This window comes from Roseobacter ponti, assembly GCF_012932215.1.
GTDB classification, from domain to species: domain Bacteria; phylum Pseudomonadota; class Alphaproteobacteria; order Rhodobacterales; family Rhodobacteraceae; genus Roseobacter; species Roseobacter ponti.
Genome location: NZ_CP048788.1, coordinates 391,957 through 410,834 on the forward strand (window position 1 = coordinate 391,957; position 18,878 = coordinate 410,834).

The window sequence follows — 18,878 nt, forward strand, 5'->3', positions numbered from 1 at the left end:
GGGGCGGGCAGTGGACATAAAAAAACCGCCCCCGAAGGAGCGGCTTTTTATTCATCACGCATCAGGTCTCAGCCCTGGCGGGCTTTGAACCGGCGCTGCGTTTTGTTGATCACATAAACGCGGCCTTTGCGGCGCACAACACGGCAGTCGCGGTGCCGGTTCTTGAGCGAGCGGAGCGAATTACGAACCTTCATGGTCGTCTCCTCATGTTGTGGCGCGGGCCAGCGCCGGGTTGCGGGCAGTCCGGAGGATCCGGACCGGTGAAACAGGTGGTGGGCGATACTGGGATCGAACCAGTGACCCCTTCGATGTCAACGAAGTGCTCTACCGCTGAGCTAATCACCCACTATGTCAGCGTAATTTCAGTGCCCCAAACAAAAACGGGGCGCGAAAAACCGCGCCTGAGCCGCGTCTATAAAAGGAGTCGTCAAAGGGATCAAGGGCTTTTGGCTTTGATATGTTCCAGGCTATGCTCCGACCAAGAGGATAACGAATGCCCAAGACCCCGTTTTATGTAAATCTGCCTGCCGAACCACGCTCCTGCGTGGTTTTTGCCTCTCCTCACAGTGGCCGTGATTATCCGCCGGTGATGATGCGGCGGAGCGTGCTGGATGACCATATGATCCGGTCATCCGAGGATGCCTATGTCGATCAGCTCTTTGATTGTGCTGTACAATTCGGTGCGCCCTTCCTGCATGCCGCCGCGCCGCGTGCCTTTGTCGACCTGAACCGCAGCCCCGAGGAACTGGACCCCGCGCTCATCAGTGGCGTGCGAAGGCAGGGCCATAATCCGCGCGTGGCCTCCGGTCTGGGAGTGATTCCCCGCGTGGTGGCAAACGGACGTGCGATCTACAGCGGCAAGATTTCACTGGCTGAAGCGCGTGAACGGCTGGAGACCTGGTGGCATCCCTATCACCGGTCTTTGCAGGAGCTGCTCGATCAGGCACAGCGCCGGCACGGGCAGGCGGTCCTGATCGACTGCCATTCGATGCCGCATGAGGCGGTCGCCGGCATCGTGCGCAGCGGTGCGCCCCGGCCGGATGTCGTGCTGGGGGATCGTTTCGGGGCGGCGGCATCCGGTGATGTGATGGACCGGGTCGAAGCCGCTTTTGTAACGGCGGGTTTTCGGGTCGCGCGCAATGCGCCCTTTGCCGGTGCCTATATTGCACAGGCCTACGGGCGACCGTCACGCGCGCAGCATGCGGTTCAGGTTGAGATCGACCGCGCGCTTTACATGAACGAGAAAACCATACGGCCCAACGAAAACTACGCCGAAGTGCGACACGCGCTGCGCGCTGTGATCGCGGATATCGCCGGGATTGGCCAGCAGCGCATGCCGCTGGCCGCGGAATAAGCCCAAACATGGGATCAGCGCAGGGCCCGGCCCTTGAGGATCGCATCAGGGCCAAACCGCGCGCGGATGGCATCGGTGGCGCGTTCCGCTTCTGAGCGGCGGCGCGCCTGCGGATCCAGCAGGTCGCCTGACCGGTCCGCTCCCTCGGCGCTGATCAGATCGGAAAGCCCGCATCCGAGCAGCCGGTAAGGGCCTTTTTCGCCGACCTGGTCAAAGAGGCCGCGCGCGGTGCGGTAAACGGTATCTGCCATCTGGGTCGCGTCGCGCAGGCTGATGCGGCGTGAAATCAGCGAATGATCCGACCGTTTGAGTTTGAGCGTGACGACCCGGCCCGCGAGATCTTTGGCTTTGGCGCGGTCGGATACTTTTTCGGCCATGCGCCACAGGTGCCCGTCAAGCAGATCCGGGTCTGCTGTGTCCTCTCCGAAGGTGGTCTCGTTAGAGATCGATTTCATCGGCGCGTGGGCCGAGACCCTGCGCCGGTCTTCGCCGCGCGCGAGATGCCAGAGCCTGTCTCCCATTGAGCCGAAACGCGCGACCAGATCGGTGCGCTCCCAGCGCAGCAGGTCGGAAAACGTGCGGATCCCTGCCTTGTCCAGCGAGGCCTGGGCCGCAGCCCCCACGCCCCAGATCATCCGCACCGGCCTGTCGCGCAGGAAATCATCCGTTTCCGCCTTGCCGATAACCGAAAACCCGTGCGGTTTGTTGAGATCAGAGGCGACTTTGGCGAGAAACTTGTTGTGGCTGAGGCCGACGGAGCCTGTCAGGCCCAGTTCGGTTCGCATCCGGCGGATCAGCCTTGCCAGCATGACCGCAGGCGGCGCCGCGTGCAGCCGGCGCGTGCCGGTAAGGTCCAGAAACGCCTCGTCGAGTGACAGCGGCTCGATATCGGGGGTCATCTCTTCCATCATCGCGCGTATCGCGCGTGAGGCCTCAACATAGGCCTCCATGCGCGGTTTGATGATCACGGCATCGGGGCAGAGTTTCAGCGCCTGAAACATCGGCATTGCCGAACGCACGCCGCGGATGCGCGCAACATAGCAGGCAGTCGAAACAACACCGCGCCGCCCCCCGCCGATGATCACCGGTTTGCCTTCGAGCGTCGGATCATCCCGCTTTTCCACCGAGGCGTAGAAAGCATCGCAGTCCATATGTGCGATTGACAGGCTGAAAAGTTCGTCATGCGCCACGACCCGCGGGCTGGCGCAGGTCGGGCATCGGCGTCCGGCGTCAAATTCTGTCAGGCAATCGCGGCAAAGGGCGGGCATCTGCGTCATCAATGGCTATAAGGGCAGGATGACCCGATTGTATGCCGTCCTGCCGGAAATGAACATGCCGTTTCACGGGGCCAAGATCGCGTTGCTGACAGAAATGGCGCTGCCGGTGATCCTGCGCGATGCACGGCCGGACATTCCCTGGCCCGGCTACTGGGATCTGCCCGGCGGCGGGCGGGAAGGCTGCGAAACACCCGTTGACTGCGCGCGGCGCGAGACCTTTGAGGAACTGAACATTGAGGTGCGCCCGGACCGGATCGTCTGGGGCAGAAGTTTTCTTACCGACGGGCGGCGAAACTGGTTTTTCTGCGCGCATCTGCGGCCCGGAGATCTCACCGGGGCGCGGTTGGGCGATGAAGGCCAGCGATGGGAACTGATGCCGGTTCGGGCGTTTCTCGGGCATCAACGCGTCGTGCCGCATTTTCGCGACCGTCTGCGGCTCTTTCTGGAGGATCCGGGTGGCTGACAGAAAAACCCCCCGCTGCCGAAAGCGGGGGGAGGTAACGAACCTCAGGAAGACGGGGTTCGTCGGGGAGTATCACCTAGGGTCAACTTACCACCTGGAAGTGTATCCACCGAGGAACTTTTCCCTCTGTCTGACTACATACTGTTGTCTGTTGTCGAAGAGCCACAGTTTGTTGCGCCGCTCATGGGGCGATTCGGGCATCAGCAAGGCCCTGTGTACAACTCAGATTATCGCCGGAAAATCAGCCGTTTGGAGCATGGTCTAACCGTTCTGGATTTCCGCGAGAATCGCCTCTGCGGCGCTGCGCGGATCTGAGGCTGTCCAGACCGGACGTCCGACAACAATATGGTCTGCGCCGTCGGAAATGGCCTGCGCAGGGGTGGCGACTCGCTTCTGATCGCCGCGCGCCGCACCTGCCGGACGCACGCCGGGTGTCACGATCAGCCGGCCGTTGGCTTCGGGCAGGGCCCGGATCAGCGCGGCTTCCTGCGGGGAGGCGATGACGCCATCGGCCCCTGCTTCAAACGCTCTTGTGGCGCGGATCCGGACGAGATCGGGGATCTCGCCGTCGCGGATCAGCGCAGCGTCGAGGTCAGCACGATCAAGCGACGTCAGCACGGTCACTGCGAGGATCTTCATCGACGAGCCCGCAGCGCCCTCCATGGCCGCCCGCACCACATTCGGATCGCCGTGCACTGTCAGAAAATCCAGATCGAACTGCGCCAGACCGCGGACCGCGGCCTCGACCGTGGCCCCGATGTCAAAAAGCTTCATATCGAGAAAAATGCGCTTGCCGTGCTCTGATCTGAGTTCATTGGCCAGCGCCAGACCGCCGCCGGTCAGCATTCCCAGACCGATCTTGTAAAAGCCTACCGCATCCCCGAGCTTTTCCGCCACAGCAAGGCCTGAAATCGCGTCGGGCACGTCCAGTGCAACGATCAGCCGGTCATCTGACATATCAATTTCTCCTGATTTCCGGCCTGTGCTTAGGCGCGCGGGGCGTTTTTGTCTATGTGCTGAAGGTGAGCGCGCGCACAAAAAACCGGGATGCGCAGGGCAGGTGCGCATCCCGGTGAAGACTGTGATGACCGGCCGGCTGCCCGGACAGGCACTGCGATCCGGGGGAGGGAACCCGCGTGCCGACCCGCGACCCGGCATGTAACCGGTTGTCTGTCGGGCATAACCACGCCCACTCATTACTGTGACGATGTAATGTTTCGTTTCGCGACATTACTTCGCGCCCCATACGGTCATAATCTAAGGTGTGGCGCGTCGCCGGTAACGGGGAAAGACCGGCGTAATTTCCCGCCTGCCTGTTGATCGGGATCAAGGCGGTCCCTGGTGCCGTTGTCACTATAAGGGCGGGAGATGAGACCCCGGGCCCTTGAAGCGGGCGGGGGCATTGCCCAGATACTGTTCAAGGCCTCAGACGCGTGTATGCCGCCAAGCCGGGTACCGCACAGCAGAGGCGCTTTATAAAGGAGAAGACGATGGATCTGACACGGTTCACCGAGCGGTCGCGCGGTTTTATTCAGGCGGCCCAGACGATTGCAACGCGCGAAAGCCACCAGCGGCTCGCGCCCGAACACATACTCAAAGCTTTGCTGGATGACGATCAGGGTCTTGCGACCAATCTGATCTCTGCTTCGGGTGGTAAGCCTGAACAGGTCACACAGGCACTGGGCCTTGCCCTGGGCAAGATGCCCAAGGTGACCGGTGATGCAGCCCAGGTGTATCTCGATAACACAACCCAGAAGGTGCTGGCCGAGGCCGAAGCGCTGGCCAAGAAGGCCGGAGACAGCTTTGTCCCTGTCGAGCGCATTCTGATGGCGCTCTGCATGGTGAAATCCGGCGCAAAGACAGCGTTGGACAGCGGTGGTGTCACGGCGCAGGGGCTCAATGCCGCGATCAATGATGTGCGCAAAGGGCGGACAGCCGACAGCGCCACGGCGGAAGACGGCTATGACGCGCTGAAGAAATACGCGACCGATCTGACGGCCCGCGCCGAGGAGGGTAAGATTGACCCGATCATCGGGCGCGACGAAGAGATCCGCCGCGCGATGCAGGTGCTCAGCCGCCGGACCAAGAACAACCCGGTTCTGATCGGTGAACCCGGCGTGGGTAAAACCGCGATTGCCGAGGGCCTTGCCCTGCGCATCGTGAACCGTGACGTGCCCGAGAGCCTGCGCAACAAGAAGCTGCTGGCGCTGGATATGGGCGCGCTGATCGCGGGTGCGAAATACCGGGGTGAGTTTGAGGAAAGGCTCAAAGCCGTTCTGACCGAGGTCACGGAGGCTGCGGGTGAGATCATCCTGTTCATCGACGAGATGCACACGCTCGTCGGTGCCGGTAAAGCAGATGGTGCTATGGATGCGGCCAACCTGATCAAACCGGCGCTGGCGCGCGGGGAGCTGCACTGTGTCGGTGCGACGACGCTCGATGAGTACCGCAAATACGTGGAGAAAGACGCGGCACTTGCACGGCGGTTCCAGCCGGTGATGATCCTTGAGCCTACGGTTGAGGACACCATCAGCATTCTGCGCGGCATCAAGGAGAAATACGAGCTGCACCACGGAGTGCGCATCTCGGATTCGGCACTGGTGTCGGCGGCGACGCTGAGCCATCGCTATATCACGGACCGTTTCCTGCCTGACAAAGCCATCGACCTGATGGACGAGGCAGCGTCGCGTCTGCGCATGGCTGTGGACAGCAAGCCCGAAGAGCTTGATGCGCTGGACCGACAGATCATGCAGCTGCAGATCGAAGCAGAAGCGCTGAAGAAAGAAGAGGACGCCGCCTCAAAGGATCGTCTGGAAACGCTTGAAAAAGAGCTTTCCGAACTGCAGCAGGAAAGTGCTGAGATGACGGCCCGCTGGCAGGCGGAGCGGGACAAGCTGGCCGGTGCGCGTGACATCAAAGCCCGGCTCGACCATGCCCGCGCCGAGCTTGATATTGCCAAGCGCGAGGGCAATCTCGCAAAAGCTGGTGAGCTCAGCTATGGCGTGATCCCGCAGCTTGAAAAGCAGCTGGGCGATGCCGAAGGACGCGAGGACAGCGATGTGATGGTCGCGGAATCCGTGCGGCCCGAGCAGATTGCGAGCGTTGTCGAGCGCTGGACGGGGATCCCTGCCGGCAAGATGCTCGAAGGCGAACGCGACAAGCTGCTGCGCATGGAAGACCAGCTGCACAACCGGGTGATCGGTCAGAACAAGGCGGTAAAGGCCGTGGCGAACGCCGTGCGCCGGGCCCGTGCGGGTCTGAACGATGAAAACCGCCCCCTCGGATCGTTTCTTTTCCTCGGGCCGACCGGTGTGGGTAAGACCGAGCTGACCAAGGCGGTGGCCGAGTTCCTCTTTGACGATGACAGCGCCATGGTGCGCATTGATATGTCGGAGTTCATGGAGAAGCATGCGGTCTCCCGTCTGATCGGGGCGCCTCCCGGCTATGTCGGGTATGACGAGGGCGGCGTGCTGACCGAAGCGGTACGGCGGCGTCCGTATCAGGTCGTGCTGTTTGACGAGGTCGAAAAGGCGCATCCGGATGTGTTCAACGTGCTGTTGCAGGTGCTTGATGATGGCATGCTGACCGATGGTCAGGGGCGCACGGTCGATTTCAAGCAGACACTGATCGTGCTGACATCGAACCTCGGTTCTCAGGCGCTGAGCCATCTGCCGGAAGGGGCGGATGCCTCAGAGGCGCACCGGGACGTGATGGATGCGGTCAATGCGCATTTCCGGCCCGAGTTCCTTAACCGTCTGGACGAGACCATCATCTTTGACCGGCTCAGCCGGGATGACATGGACGGTATCGTTGATATCCAGATGGCACGGCTGCTCAAACGGCTGGCGGGTCGCAAGATCACGCTGGAGCTTGATGACGGTGCCCGCAAGTGGCTGGCCGATGAAGGCTATGACCCGGTCTATGGCGCCCGGCCGCTCAAACGGGTGATCCAGCGCGCATTGCAGGATCCGCTGGCAGAGCTTCTGCTGGCAGGTGATGTCAAAGACGGTGATACGATCCCTGTGACGGCCGGTAAGGATGGTCTGATCATACGGGACCGCGTGTCCGCCACGAACAGGCCCAGACCGGATGACGCTGTCGTTCACTGATCCCTGAACAAAACGAAGGCCCGGCGGAGTGATCCGCCGGGCCTTTTTACATGTCCGGGATATCAGCCCTGCGGCGGCAGGATCACGGCGTCGATGACGTGGATCACACCGTTCGAGGTTTCGATATCGGCTGTTGTCACGGTCGCTTCGTTGACCATCACGCCGCTGTCGAGATCGATGGTGATGTCACCGCCCTGTACGGTCGTTGCTGTCATGTCGTCGCTGAGGTCTGTGGACATCACTTTGCCCGGAACGACGTGATAAGTGAGGATCGACACGAGCTGGTCTTTGTTTTCCGGCTTGAGCAGTGTCTCAACGGTACCTTCGGGCAGGGCCGCAAAGGCCTCATCGGTCGGTGCGAAGACGGTGAACGGGCCTTCGCCCTTCAGCGTGTCAACGAGACCGGCTGCTGTGACGGCTGCCACAAGTGTCTCGAATGTGCCGGCGCCTGCGGCGGTGTCTACGATGTCCTTTGAATGGCCATCGGCAAATGCGGTTGTACCTGCCAGCGCGGTTGCTGCGGTCAGTGCAATCATTGTTCTGCGGAACATAATGTTCTCCCTTAACGGTTTACAGTTGGTCTGCCGTGATTGGCATCGTGAAAGAGACGCACCGGACACGCATCCGGATCACCCGGGGATCTGCGCCGGGCAGCTTGACGCGGAGGTGCTGCGTCCTAAGCAGCGGCGAAGCCGGGTTTCCATTCACAAAAATGTCAGGCATTCCTCTGATTCAAACGCACTAAAGCCCGCTCAGAATGCCGGGATCATATCAACCGCGCCCTTCCATCAGACGGATGCAGCAGCGGCAGAACGACAGGCAGAGGTCATGAACTTTCCACCCGACATGGTACTTTTTGATTGCGACGGCGTGCTGGTGGACAGCGAACCGCTGTCCGGTGCGGTACTGGTTGAAAACCTGTCACGCCACGGGCTCGATCTTGGCCCCGATCAGGTCACCGGGCTGTTTCTCGGTGGTACGCTCGCAGGTGTCATGCAGAAGGCGCGCGAAATGGGGGCGGATCTGCCGGACAGCTGGCTGAATGATACTTATCAGGAAATTTTCACGGTGCTGGGCGAGCAGGTCGAACTGATCCCCGGTGTCAGTATGGTTCTCGACCGGCTGGACGCTGCCGGTGTGTTGTATGCCGTGGGCTCCAACGGGCCGCATCGCAAGATGGAAATCAGCCTGAGGCGCACCGGTCTGCGGTCGCGGCTGCAGGGTCGGATCTATTCGCGCGAAGATGTGGCGAAGCCAAAACCCGCACCGGATGTTTATCTGAAAGCATCGGCAGACGCCGGTGTGCCGCCCGCGCGCTGTGTGGTTGTGGAAGACAGTGCCAGCGGCGCGCGCGCAGGGCAGGCGGCGGGCATGTATGTCATGGGCTTTGCGGCGGACACCCCGGCAGAACACCTGTTGCCCCATTGCGACCGGATATTCACCGCGATGAGCGAACTGCCGGAGCTGCTGGGCATCTGAACCGCCGGCAACGTTACAGTCTGCTGTCTCAAACGTGAGAGAAATACATTTGGACTGCTGCCGCTCTGTGCCTAGATAATAAGCACGCGAGCACAACAGGAGACCGCAATGGCATTCCGCTGGAAGAACACGCTGAAGGATAACGACGTCACGGACGAGCACCTCTATCTCAGCCGCCGTCAGCTGATGGGTGGTGCGATGGCGGGTGCGGGTCTTGCAGCACTGCCGCAGGGGGCAGCAGCCCGGGAGATGCGTGAGCCAAATTCGTGGGAAGACATCACACAGTATAATAACTTCTACGAATTCGGCACCGACAAGGGCGATCCGGCGCGGTATGCCGATGCGCTGACCATTGATCCCTGGAGTGTGAAAATCGACGGTATGGTCGATGCCCCGGGTGATTATGCCTTTGACGATATCATGAAGGCCATGACCATTGAGGAGCGCATCTACCGTCTGCGGTGTGTCGAGGCCTGGTCGATGGTGGTGCCCTGGAACGGGTTTGAGCTGGCGGATATGCTGGCGATGGCCGGTGTGCAGGAGGGGGCGAAATACGTCCGCTTTGAAACGCTCTACCGTCCGGAAGAAATGCAGGGGCAGAAATCCGGCTGGATTGACTGGCCCTATACAGAGGGGCTGCGTCTGGACGAAGCGATGCACCCGCTGACGATCATGGCCACCGGTATATATGGCCGAGACATACCAAAACAGAACGGTGCACCGCTGCGTCTTGTCGTGCCGTGGAAGTACGGGTTCAAATCGATCAAGTCGATTGTGCGGATCACCCTGACAGATCAGGAGCCGGTAAATACCTGGCAGCAGATCCTGCCAAACGAATATGGTTTTTACGCCAACGTGAACCCTGAGGTGGATCACCCGCGGTGGTCTCAGGCGACGGAACGGGTGATAGGCGGCGGGCTCTTTTCACCGAAAGTGCCGACGCTGATGTTCAATGGATATGAAGAAGAAGTCGCCGGCCTTTATGAAGGCATGGACCTGCGCAAGTTCTACTGAACATCGTTGCAGTATACAGAGTGACCGCATGAGCATCGCAGACCGCATCAATGTTTTTGTGCGCAAAGTGCCGGTATGGGCCCTCTATATACTCTATCTGCTGCCGGTGCCCTGGCTGCTCTGGCAGGCGCAGACCGGGGGCCTCGGGCGCGAACCCATCAAAGCGCTGGAACATGAGCTCGGAGAGATCGCGCTGCAGCTGCTGATCTTCGGTCTCGCGATCACGCCCCTGCGACAGTACCTCGGTATCAACCTGATCCGGTTCCGGCGGATGTTCGGCCTGCTGGCCTTTATCTACGTTACTCTGCATCTGCTGGTCTGGCTGGTGCTTGACGTGGGTGTGCTCAGCCAGATCTGGGCAGACATTCTCAAACGTCCTTACATCACCATTGGCATGCTTGCCTTTGTGCTGCTGACCCCGCTGGCGATGACCTCTAATAACTGGTCCGTTCGCCGGCTGGGCCCAGGATGGCGAAAGCTGCACCGTCTGGTCTATGCTGCGGTGCTGCTGGGTGGGCTGCACTTTGTGATGCTGACGAAAACCTACGAGGCCGAACCCTTACTCTATATGGCGGCGATTCTCGGGCTTCTCGCACTGCGCCTTCCGCACCTGCGGCGCAAACAGACAGTCTGAGGGTGTCGCGCCTGTAATTCGGGCGCTTTGTGAATCACTATCAAGGCCGGCGGGCGGTCTTTTCACGCCGGATCTCCCCTGATTCCGATTCCTGAAGAACGGCAAAGCAGACAATGCGGGGTGAATCACCTGCAGAAGGGGGTGAATCCCGTCCGCAGAAAGAGGTGATTTGCAAAAAGACTCGGACCGTCCTGGGGGTAAGCCTGTGGATACCCCAATATATAGCGATTCAGGGCATTACAGTTACCTTCCGTAAACCGCCTTCGACTGCTGAAGCCTAAGCTATCTGCAAAAAAATACGACACTAAGCATTTGATAAATAACAGAAAGTAAGAAAGATGTAAAAAAAATGACGTTTTACCAAAAAAGGGGTTGCGGGTATCCCGTACTAACCGTAGAACCCCCCTCACCGGCGGCGCAGAGATGCACCAACGGGGCGCCAGACGGGCGGGACGGAACGGAAACGAACCAGACCAGCAACGAGACGCAAGAATAAAATCAGAGGTAAACGAGGCGGGGCGCGCCAAAGAAGTTAGGGCGCACACTGTCACTTTTGTCTCTACGCTCTTTGAAATTGATAATATCTGAAGAGATATGTGGGCGGTTTGGTTCATTCGATGGATCAACGTCTGTATATCGCGCTCTTAGGGTTCGCCCGATGATGGAGTGTCAGCTTCACTGTTTGGACGGCTTCTGGTTACTTTGGTAACTGAAAGCACAACAAACAGAGACTGTCCTGCAAGTTACAGTAATGCTTGTAGGACGATGTGCAGAGGTTCGAACGTCAAGGATAAGCTCGTAAGAGCTTTTCAACTTGAGAGTTTGATCCTGGCTCAGAACGAACGCTGGCGGCAGGCCTAACACATGCAAGTCGAGCGCTCTCTTCGGAGGGAGCGGCGGACGGGTGAGTAACGCGTGGGAATATGCCCTTCTCTACGGAATAGCCTCGGGAAACTGAGAGTAATACCGTATACGCCCTTCGGGGGAAAGATTTATCGGAGAAGGATTAGCCCGCGTTAGATTAGATAGTTGGTGGGGTAATGGCCTACCAAGTCTACGATCTATAGCTGGTTTTAGAGGACGATCAGCCACACTGGGACTGAGACACGGCCCAGACTCCTACGGGAGGCAGCAGTGGGGAATCTTAGACAATGGGCGAAAGCCTGATCTAGCCATGCCGCGTGAGTGATGAAGGTCTTAGGATCGTAAAGCTCTTTCGCCAGGGATGATAATGACAGTACCTGGTAAAGAAACCCCGGCTAACTCCGTGCCAGCAGCCGCGGTAATACGGAGGGGGTTAGCGTTGTTCGGAATTACTGGGCGTAAAGCGCACGTAGGCGGATCAGAAAGTATAGGGTGAAATCCCAGGGCTCAACCCTGGAACTGCCTTATAAACTCCTGGTCTTGAGTTCGAGAGAGGTGAGTGGAATTCCGAGTGTAGAGGTGAAATTCGTAGATATTCGGAGGAACACCAGTGGCGAAGGCGGCTCACTGGCTCGATACTGACGCTGAGGTGCGAAAGTGTGGGGAGCAAACAGGATTAGATACCCTGGTAGTCCACACCGTAAACGATGAATGCCAGTCGTCGGGCAGTATACTGTTCGGTGACACACCTAACGGATTAAGCATTCCGCCTGGGGAGTACGGTCGCAAGATTAAAACTCAAAGGAATTGACGGGGGCCCGCACAAGCGGTGGAGCATGTGGTTTAATTCGAAGCAACGCGCAGAACCTTACCAACCCTTGACATCCTGTGCTAATCCCAGAGATGGGACGTTCCCTTACGGGACGCAGTGACAGGTGCTGCATGGCTGTCGTCAGCTCGTGTCGTGAGATGTTCGGTTAAGTCCGGCAACGAGCGCAACCCACATCTTTAGTTGCCAGCAGTTCGGCTGGGCACTCTAAAGAAACTGCCCGTGATAAGCGGGAGGAAGGTGTGGATGACGTCAAGTCCTCATGGCCCTTACGGGTTGGGCTACACACGTGCTACAATGGCAGTGACAATGGGTTAATCCCCAAAAACTGTCTCAGTTCGGATTGGGGTCTGCAACTCGACCCCATGAAGTCGGAATCGCTAGTAATCGCGTAACAGCATGACGCGGTGAATACGTTCCCGGGCCTTGTACACACCGCCCGTCACACCATGGGAGTTGGTTCTACCCGACGACGCTGCGCTAACCTTCGGGGGGCAGGCGGCCACGGTAGGATCAGCGACTGGGGTGAAGTCGTAACAAGGTAGCCGTAGGGGAACCTGCGGCTGGATCACCTCCTTTCTAAGGATGTTTCTGGCAGATCTGTTCGCAGATCTCGTGAAACACTTAGCAAGATCAGCAATCAAAGCTGGTCAAAACATCGGACCGAGCCGTCCTCATATCTCTTCAGAAAACAGAACACGGGCTACCGCCCGTATGGGTCGGTAGCTCAGGTGGTTAGAGCGCACGCCTGATAAGCGTGAGGTCGGAGGTTCAAGTCCTCCTCGACCCACCACCGTTCAAACTGCTGCGCAGTTTGGACGAGCGCGAAAGGCGATTGCACGCAATCGACGCAGCGCCCGTTCGGGAGAGGCGCTCCGGTGCTTCTCGGGCATTGCTTTGCAATACCCTGCCAGCACGCTGTAGATTTTGCCCTCGCAAAATCAACTGGGGCCTTAGCTCAGCTGGGAGAGCGCCTGATTTGCATTCAGGAGGTCAGCGGTTCGATCCCGCTAGGCTCCACCAAAAACCCTCGATTAGACCGCTAAGCACTACTGAGTGTTTAGCCGTCCAATCGGACGAATTGACATCGTTAAGAGAGATACAATAACAACACTGTTTGATCCCGCCGAGTAAGGCGACGATCTCAGTTTGGTTCCACTTCGGTGGAAGGCATGTAGATCGAGTGTTTCCTCGCTTATTTACGTGTATCCCTGCTGAAAAGAACGTGTTGTCCAAGTCAAGTACACTAACCCGAGCAACGTAATGTTGCTCAATAGTCTCGATCCGCACGGATCGGGGCGGGAAAAAGTATGCTTTTGATTCAGAATAAAGAGAGTCCTTTAGTTACCAGCTGGGACGCTCGCGATTGACGCAAGTCTTTCTTTTTCTGGATCAAATCAAGCGCGAAAAGGGCGTTTGGTGAATGCCTTGGCAGTAAGAGGCGATGAAAGACGTGATACTCTGCGATAAGCCATGGGGAGGTGAGAATAACCTTTGATCCATGGATTTCTGAATGGGGCAACCCACCTGATACTGTGTTATTACTGATCCTTCGGGGTCGGCTAATAATGCGGTAAAACAGGTATTTATAACCTGAATACATAGGGTTATAAAAGCAAACCCGGGGAACTGAAACATCTAAGTACCCGGAGGAAAGGAAATCAATTGATACTCCCCTAGTAGCGGCGAGCGAACGGGGACCAGCCGAGCCATGAGTGTGGTCAGAATGCGTTGGAATGCGCAACCATAGTGGGTGATAGTCCCGTAAGAGAAGCATGATTGGACGTATTAAGTAGGGCGGGACACGTGAAATCCTGTCTGAAGATCGGAGGACCACCTTCGAAGGCTAAGTACTCCTTACTGACCGATAGTGAACCAGTACCGTGAGGGAAAGGTGAAAAGCACCCCGACGAGGGGAGTGAAACAGTACCTGAAACCGAACGCCTACAATCAGTCGGAGCTTGACTGGAGTTCAATTTGGATGTCATTGAAGCTTATGCAATATATTGCTTCAATTCTGACTTTCGCTTTGACAGCATCAACCGCAGCCGCGGACGAATTCGTCTTTGGCCTGGGTGTTGATGATGTTTTCGACCAGACAGACACTACCGCAGTCGCGGTTGTTCTCGAGTATCACGCTGATCCGTTCTACGCGGGTCGTGTGTCTGAATACTCTTTTGCAGCAGCAGCGCAGGTGGATGGAGACAGCGATGTCTTTGTCGGTGTCGGTGTGCACGCACACTGGTCGGTTGGCGATGGTCCCTGGTACGTGGAGGGCAGTTGGATGCCCGGCTACTACGATCAGGGTTCGGGTGGCAGCCCGCTGGATGGAAACCTGCAGTTCAGAACACTGCTCGGTGTGGGATACGAGTTATCCGCTACGAGAAAGATTTCGGTTGCAGTCGACCACACGTCCAACGCAGATATCGAAGATACCAACCCGGGCAGTGAAACGCTGTCAGTGAGGTATTCAGTCGGTTTCTGATCAATATCCAAATTGATCTCCAGTCTTGTGACGGCGTACCTTTTGTATAATGGGTCATCGACTTGGTCTCACGAGCAAGCTTAAGCCGTTAGGTGTAGGCGCAGCGAAAGCGAGTCTTAATAGGGCGTCGAGTTCGTGGGATCAGACCCGAAACCGAGTGATCTAGGCATGGCCAGGTTGAAGGTAAGGTAACACTTACTGGAGGACCGAACCCACATCCGTTGAAAAGGATCGGGATGAGCTGTGCCTAGGGGTGAAAGGCCAATCAAACTCGGAGATAGCTGGTTCTCTGCGAAATCTATTTAGGTAGAGCGTCATCCGAATACCCTCGGGGGTAGAGCACTGGATGGGTAATGGGGCCCCACAGGCTTACTGATCCTAACCAAACTCCGAATACCGAGGAGTACTAGATGGCAGACACACGGCGAATGCTAACGTCCGTCGTGGAGAGGGAAACAACCCTGACCTACAGCTAAGGCCCCTAATTCATGGCTAAGTGGGAAAGCAGGTGAGACGACCAAAACAACCAGGAGGTTGGCTTAGAAGCAGCCATCCTTTAAAGATAGCGTAACAGCTCACTGGTCTAAATAAGTTGTCTTGCGGCGAAGATGTAACGGGGCTCAAGCCATGAGCCGAAGCTTAGGATGCACATAGTGCATGGTAGCAGAGCGTAGTGTGACATAATTCCATGTGTCCTTACCGTCTTCGGGCGGATTGGACACAAGGAGTTTTCTGTGAAGCCGGCGCGTGAGCGATCCGGTGGAGAGATCACTAGTGAGAATGATGACATGAGTAGCGACAAACAGTGTGAGAGACACTGTCGCCGAAAGTCCAAGGGTTCCTGCTTAAAGCTAATCTGAGCAGGGTAAGCCGACCCCTAAGGCGAGGCCGAAAGGCGTAGTCGATGGGAACCAGGTTAATATTCCTGGGCCAGATGGAAGTGACGGATCCCGAAGGTAGTTCATCCTTATTGGATTGAATGGGCTGCTTAGGGGTTCCTGGAAATAGCTCCATCATAAGATCGTACCCTAAACCGACACAGGTGGACTGGTAGAGAATACCAAGGCGCTTGAGAGAACTATGTTGAAGGAACTCGGCAAAATACCTCCGTAAGTTCGCGAGAAGGAGGCCCGGTTCCTAGGCAACTAGGGGCTGGGGGCACAAACCAGGGGGTGGCGACTGTTTATTAAAAACACAGGGCTCTGCGAAGTCGCAAGACGACGTATAGGGTCTGACGCCTGCCCGGTGCCTGAAGGTTAAAAGGAGGGGTGAGAGCTCTGAATTGAAGCCCAGGTAAACGGCGGCCGTAACTATAACGGTCCTAAGGTAGCGAAATTCCTTGTCGGGTAAGTTCCGACCTGCACGAATGGCGTAACGACTTCCCCGCTGTCTCCAACATAGACTCAGCGAAATTGAATTACCTGTCAAGATGCAGGTTTCCCGCGGTTAGACGGAAAGACCCCGTGCACCTTTACTACAACTTCACACTGGCATTAGGCCGAACATGTGCAGGATAGGTGGTGGGCTTTGAAGCGTGGACGCCAGTCTGCGTGGAGCCTCCCTTGAGATACCACCCTTGTTCTGCTTGATGTCTAACCGCGGTCCGTTATCCGGATCCGGGACCCTGTGTGGTGGGTAGTTTGACTGGGGCGGTCGCCTCCTAAAGCGTAACGGAGGCGCGCGAAGGTTGGCTCAGAGCGGTCGGAAATCGCTCGTTGAGTGCAATGGCAGAAGCCAGCCTGACTGCGAGACTGACAAGTCGAGCAGAGTCGAAAGACGGCCATAGTGATCCGGTGGTCCCAAGTGGGAGGGCCATCGCTCAACGGATAAAAGGTACGCCGGGGATAACAGGCTGATACTGCCCAAGAGTCCATATCGACGGCAGTGTTTGGCACCTCGATGTCGGCTCATCTCATCCTGGGGCTGGAGCAGGTCCCAAGGGTACGGCTGTTCGCCGTTTAAAGAGGTACGTGAGCTGGGTTTAGAACGTCGTGAGACAGTTCGGTCCCTATCTTCCGTGGGTGTAGGATACTTGAGAGGAGTTGCCCCTAGTACGAGAGGACCGGGGTGAACGATCCACTGGTGGACCTGTTGTTGCGCCAGCAGCAGTGCAGGGTAGCTATGATCGGAAAGGATAACCGCTGAAGGCATCTAAGCGGGAAGCCCCCCTCAAAACAAGGTATCCCTGAGGGCCGAGGTAGACCACCTCGTCGATAGGCCGGAGATGTAAGCATAGTAATATGTTCAGTTGACCGGTACTAATTGCCCGATAGGCTTGATTTGATCCAGTAGAAGCAAGACTTCTGCTTGTGATATCAAAAGCATACACAGCACATTAGAGTGCGTGACTTGGACACAGAGGTTTTTCATGGTTTGGTGGTCATAGCGCGAGCAAAACACCCAGCCCCATCCCGAACCTGGCAGTTAAGTGCCGTAGCGCCGATGGTACTGCGTCTTAAGGCGTGGGAGAGTAGGTCACCGCCAAACCTAGTAAAACCTCTGTTTGTATCTCTCTTTCGATGCACCTCATATCTGATTTGACGTGGGGTGCGCTTTTGGCGCGGGATGGAGCAGCCCGGTAGCTCGTCAGGCTCATAACCTGAAGGTCGTAGGTTCAAATCCTACTCCCGCAACCAAACTTACCGAATAATACCAAAGCCTTAGGCCCCGCATCATGCGGGGTTTTTTGCGTGATGACATATCATGTCAGCGCGACTGTGATGTGTATCCTCAGCTCGGGCAAAGTGGCACGACGTATCTTTGCGCTCAGGCTTTCAGGTGATCAAGGCTCCGCTCAGCAGGCCTTGACCTCAATCCAATCAATAAAAACAAACAGGAACGGATTCTACACCTGAACGGCCCGTATCACGGGGCAGGTCAGCTTGCATCAGGTGTTTTTGCGCCAGTGACAAAACCGTCGGACCTGCCGGGCGCATGGCGGATTACCTCCAGCCTGAACGCCTCATTTACCTCGTCCACCTCGCAAAAACTGTGGCGAAAGGTTGATACGGGTGCTGATATCCGTCCGTTGCCCTGCAAACCTGCTGTTCTCATCTGTGATAATTTACCCTGCAGAGCGGCGGGTTTCTGTCGCGTTTCGTGACGGTGCGGGGTCCCGGAGCGCACGGGGGCCGCGCTTAACGCGAGACGTAGACGCCACGCACTACCTGCCAACTTTGCCGGTAGAACAGTGAACTATCGATCTATTCCGTTTCATAAGAGACTGGTCCGCAGGACGGATCCGGTAAGGGGACGGCTCTCCTGGCAAAAATACCATTACCTTCATGTTGATCTGTGACCTTATCGGTGCGTACGTTCCGCTCGCGCAGATTGCGTGCAGAAACGCCCGCCCTTGCGCTTTGAGTGCCGACAGGAGATGGTTTCGGGAAATGAAACCGGGAGGGTAACCATGACATTTCTCAGATCAGTCTCAGTCATCGCAGCAGCGGCAATTGTACTGGGCTCCGGCGCGGCAGCAGAAACCCGCGTCACGTATAAGTCGGCCAAGGCCGGATCGTCATACTTTCAGATGGCGGTTCAGATCGCTGAGGCGATGAAGAAGGGCACTGGCGGGGATGTCTCCGTCACGGTTGAGGAAAGCCAGGGTTCGGTGCAGAACGTGATGGAAGTGCGCGCCCGGGGCGGCGACTATGTCTTTACTACGCCACCTGCTCTTATCGGTCTCGCGCAGGGCGGCAAGGCGATGTTCGAAGGCAAGGGCGATCCGGCCTTCGATGAGATCAGAGCGCTTTTCCCGATCCCCTCGCTGACCATGCATTTTGTCATGTCTGCAGACAGCGGAGTTCAGAGCTTTGCGGATATGGAAGGTAAGACCATTCTGCTTGGCAGTGGATCTTTCGGGGCGCGGGAAGGTGCGAAATATATCGAACTTTTCGGGCTGGAAGGCAAAGTGACAGTTGCGGATTCCGAGCTTTCAAACGCTGTAAATGCCCTCAAGAACGGTCAGATCGACGGGTTTGTCACCGCCGGGTCCTGGCCTGCGCCGAATGTGATCGAAGCTGCGGCCTCAACCGGTGTAAAGGTGCTTTCACTGGATGACACACAGATCGAGATGTCCAAACGCACGCGGCTGACAATTCCCGCCGGCACCTACGCGGGCCAGAGCGAAGATATTACGACAACCTCCCTTCCCGTGGTCGCCTACACCACGTCAAAGATGGACGATGATACCGCCTATCTGCTGACGAAAACCTATTGGGAAACGCGCGAGGATATGGCCGGAGATGCAGCATGGTGGGCGGGGGTGTCGACCGATATGCTGAGCAATATCACCAGCCGGATTCACCCTGGTGCGATCCGCTATTACAAGGAAATCGGTGCGCCTTTGAATGACGCGCAGATGTAATTGC

The 18,878-nt window shown here is 57.4% G+C and carries 11 protein-coding genes, 4 tRNA genes and 3 rRNA genes; 13 read left to right on the plus strand and 5 right to left on the minus strand.

The genetic code is table 11. The annotated features are described in order from the left end of the window. Nucleotides 1–68: 68 nt before the first annotated feature. The gene (ykgO, locus tag G3256_RS01885) at nt 69–194 is read right to left on the minus strand and encodes a type B 50S ribosomal protein L36 (protein ID WP_005850168.1); all 126 of its coding nucleotides are present in this window, start codon (nt 192–194) and stop codon (nt 69–71) included. A gap of 76 nt (nt 195–270) precedes the next feature. Then, nucleotides 271–345: transfer RNA gene (locus G3256_RS01890), tRNA-Val, on the minus strand. 148 nt (nt 346–493) lie between these two features. Here G3256_RS01890 and G3256_RS01895 point away from each other — a divergent pair. After that, nucleotides 494–1,354, plus strand: a complete 861-nt coding sequence (locus G3256_RS01895; protein WP_169639231.1) for an N-formylglutamate amidohydrolase — start codon at nt 494–496, stop codon at nt 1,352–1,354. Between the two features lie 14 nt (nt 1,355–1,368). Here G3256_RS01895 and G3256_RS01900 read toward each other — a convergent pair whose 3' ends face one another. Then, on the minus strand, nt 1,369–2,622 hold the full coding sequence (locus G3256_RS01900; RefSeq protein WP_169639232.1) for a DNA polymerase IV: 1,254 nt from the start codon (nt 2,620–2,622) through the stop codon (nt 1,369–1,371). 64 nt (nt 2,623–2,686) lie between these two features. Here G3256_RS01900 and G3256_RS01905 point away from each other — a divergent pair, with 64 nt between their 5' ends. Further along, the gene (locus tag G3256_RS01905; protein WP_169639233.1) at nt 2,687–3,094 is read left to right on the plus strand and encodes an NUDIX domain-containing protein; all 408 of its coding nucleotides are present in this window, start codon (nt 2,687–2,689) and stop codon (nt 3,092–3,094) included. A 261-nt stretch (nt 3,095–3,355) separates the two neighbouring features. Here G3256_RS01905 and pyrF read toward each other — a convergent pair whose 3' ends face one another. After that, entirely contained in the window at nt 3,356–4,051 is a 696-nt protein-coding gene (gene pyrF, locus G3256_RS01910; protein WP_169639234.1) for an orotidine-5'-phosphate decarboxylase, read from the minus strand. 533 nt (nt 4,052–4,584) lie between these two features. On the opposite strand from pyrF, the gene clpB reads away from it, so the two are divergent. After that, nucleotides 4,585–7,203: an ATP-dependent chaperone ClpB gene (gene clpB, locus G3256_RS01915; protein WP_169639235.1), complete on the plus strand. Its 2,619-nt coding sequence runs from the start codon at nt 4,585–4,587 to the stop codon at nt 7,201–7,203. A 62-nt stretch (nt 7,204–7,265) separates the two neighbouring features. Here the strand turns inward: clpB and G3256_RS01920 are convergent, their stop codons facing one another. Further along, nucleotides 7,266–7,754 (minus strand): fasciclin domain-containing protein, encoded by a 489-nt coding sequence (locus tag G3256_RS01920; RefSeq protein WP_169639236.1) that lies wholly within the window; start codon nt 7,752–7,754, stop codon nt 7,266–7,268. Between the two features lie 277 nt (nt 7,755–8,031). Here G3256_RS01920 and G3256_RS01925 point away from each other — a divergent pair, with 277 nt between their 5' ends. From G3256_RS01925 to G3256_RS01970, 10 genes are all read left to right on the plus strand, one after another. Next, complete coding sequence (locus G3256_RS01925) at nt 8,032–8,682, plus strand: HAD family hydrolase (protein WP_169639237.1); 651 nt, start codon at nt 8,032–8,034, stop codon at nt 8,680–8,682. Between the two features lie 108 nt (nt 8,683–8,790). Beyond that, on the plus strand, nt 8,791–9,696 hold the full coding sequence (gene msrP, locus G3256_RS01930) for a protein-methionine-sulfoxide reductase catalytic subunit MsrP (RefSeq protein ID WP_169639238.1): 906 nt from the start codon (nt 8,791–8,793) through the stop codon (nt 9,694–9,696). Nucleotides 9,697–9,724: 28 nt separating this feature from the next. Beyond that, nucleotides 9,725–10,330 carry a protein-methionine-sulfoxide reductase heme-binding subunit MsrQ gene (msrQ, locus tag G3256_RS01935; RefSeq protein WP_206040778.1) on the plus strand — a complete coding sequence of 202 codons (606 nt, stop codon included), beginning with the start codon at nt 9,725–9,727 and terminating at the stop codon, nt 10,328–10,330. 810 nt (nt 10,331–11,140) lie between these two features. Next, nucleotides 11,141–12,602: ribosomal RNA gene (locus G3256_RS01940) — 16S ribosomal RNA — on the plus strand. Between the two features lie 137 nt (nt 12,603–12,739). Next, a tRNA-Ile gene (locus tag G3256_RS01945) sits at nt 12,740–12,816 on the plus strand. Nucleotides 12,817–12,970: 154 nt separating this feature from the next. Further along, nucleotides 12,971–13,046, plus strand: a tRNA-Ala gene (locus tag G3256_RS01950). Nucleotides 13,047–13,418: 372 nt separating this feature from the next. Beyond that, nucleotides 13,419–16,791: ribosomal RNA gene (locus G3256_RS01955) — 23S ribosomal RNA — on the plus strand. A gap of 89 nt (nt 16,792–16,880) precedes the next feature. After that, nucleotides 16,881–16,995: ribosomal RNA gene (rrf, locus tag G3256_RS01960) — 5S ribosomal RNA — on the plus strand. Together the 16S, 23S and 5S rRNA genes with 3 tRNA genes alongside form the textbook arrangement of a ribosomal RNA operon. A gap of 72 nt (nt 16,996–17,067) precedes the next feature. Continuing rightward, a tRNA-Met gene (locus G3256_RS01965) sits at nt 17,068–17,144 on the plus strand. A gap of 773 nt (nt 17,145–17,917) precedes the next feature. Then, entirely contained in the window at nt 17,918–18,874 is a 957-nt protein-coding gene (locus G3256_RS01970) for a TAXI family TRAP transporter solute-binding subunit (protein ID WP_169639239.1), read from the plus strand. The last annotated feature ends 4 nt before the right edge of the window (nt 18,875–18,878 follow it).

Bases quoted from the DNA above. Each gene is read 5' to 3' on its own strand.
- ykgO (WP_005850168.1), bottom strand. From the start codon at position 194: ATGAAGGTTCGTAATTCGCTCCGCTCGCTCAAGAACCGGCACCGCGAC.
- G3256_RS01895 (WP_169639231.1), top strand. From the start codon at position 494: ATGCCCAAGACCCCGTTTTATGTAAATCTGCCTGCCGAACCACGCTCC.
- G3256_RS01900 (WP_169639232.1), bottom strand. From the start codon at position 2,622: ATGCCCGCCCTTTGCCGCGATTGCCTGACAGAATTTGACGCCGGACGC.
- G3256_RS01905 (WP_169639233.1), top strand. From the start codon at position 2,687: ATGCCGTTTCACGGGGCCAAGATCGCGTTGCTGACAGAAATGGCGCTG.
- pyrF (WP_169639234.1), bottom strand. From the start codon at position 4,051: ATGTCAGATGACCGGCTGATCGTTGCACTGGACGTGCCCGACGCGATT.
- clpB (WP_169639235.1), top strand. From the start codon at position 4,585: ATGGATCTGACACGGTTCACCGAGCGGTCGCGCGGTTTTATTCAGGCG.
- G3256_RS01920 (WP_169639236.1), bottom strand. From the start codon at position 7,754: ATGTTCCGCAGAACAATGATTGCACTGACCGCAGCAACCGCGCTGGCA.
- G3256_RS01925 (WP_169639237.1), top strand. From the start codon at position 8,032: ATGAACTTTCCACCCGACATGGTACTTTTTGATTGCGACGGCGTGCTG.
- msrP (WP_169639238.1), top strand. From the start codon at position 8,791: ATGGCATTCCGCTGGAAGAACACGCTGAAGGATAACGACGTCACGGAC.
- msrQ (WP_206040778.1), top strand. From the start codon at position 9,725: ATGAGCATCGCAGACCGCATCAATGTTTTTGTGCGCAAAGTGCCGGTA.
- G3256_RS01970 (WP_169639239.1), top strand. From the start codon at position 17,918: ATGACATTTCTCAGATCAGTCTCAGTCATCGCAGCAGCGGCAATTGTA.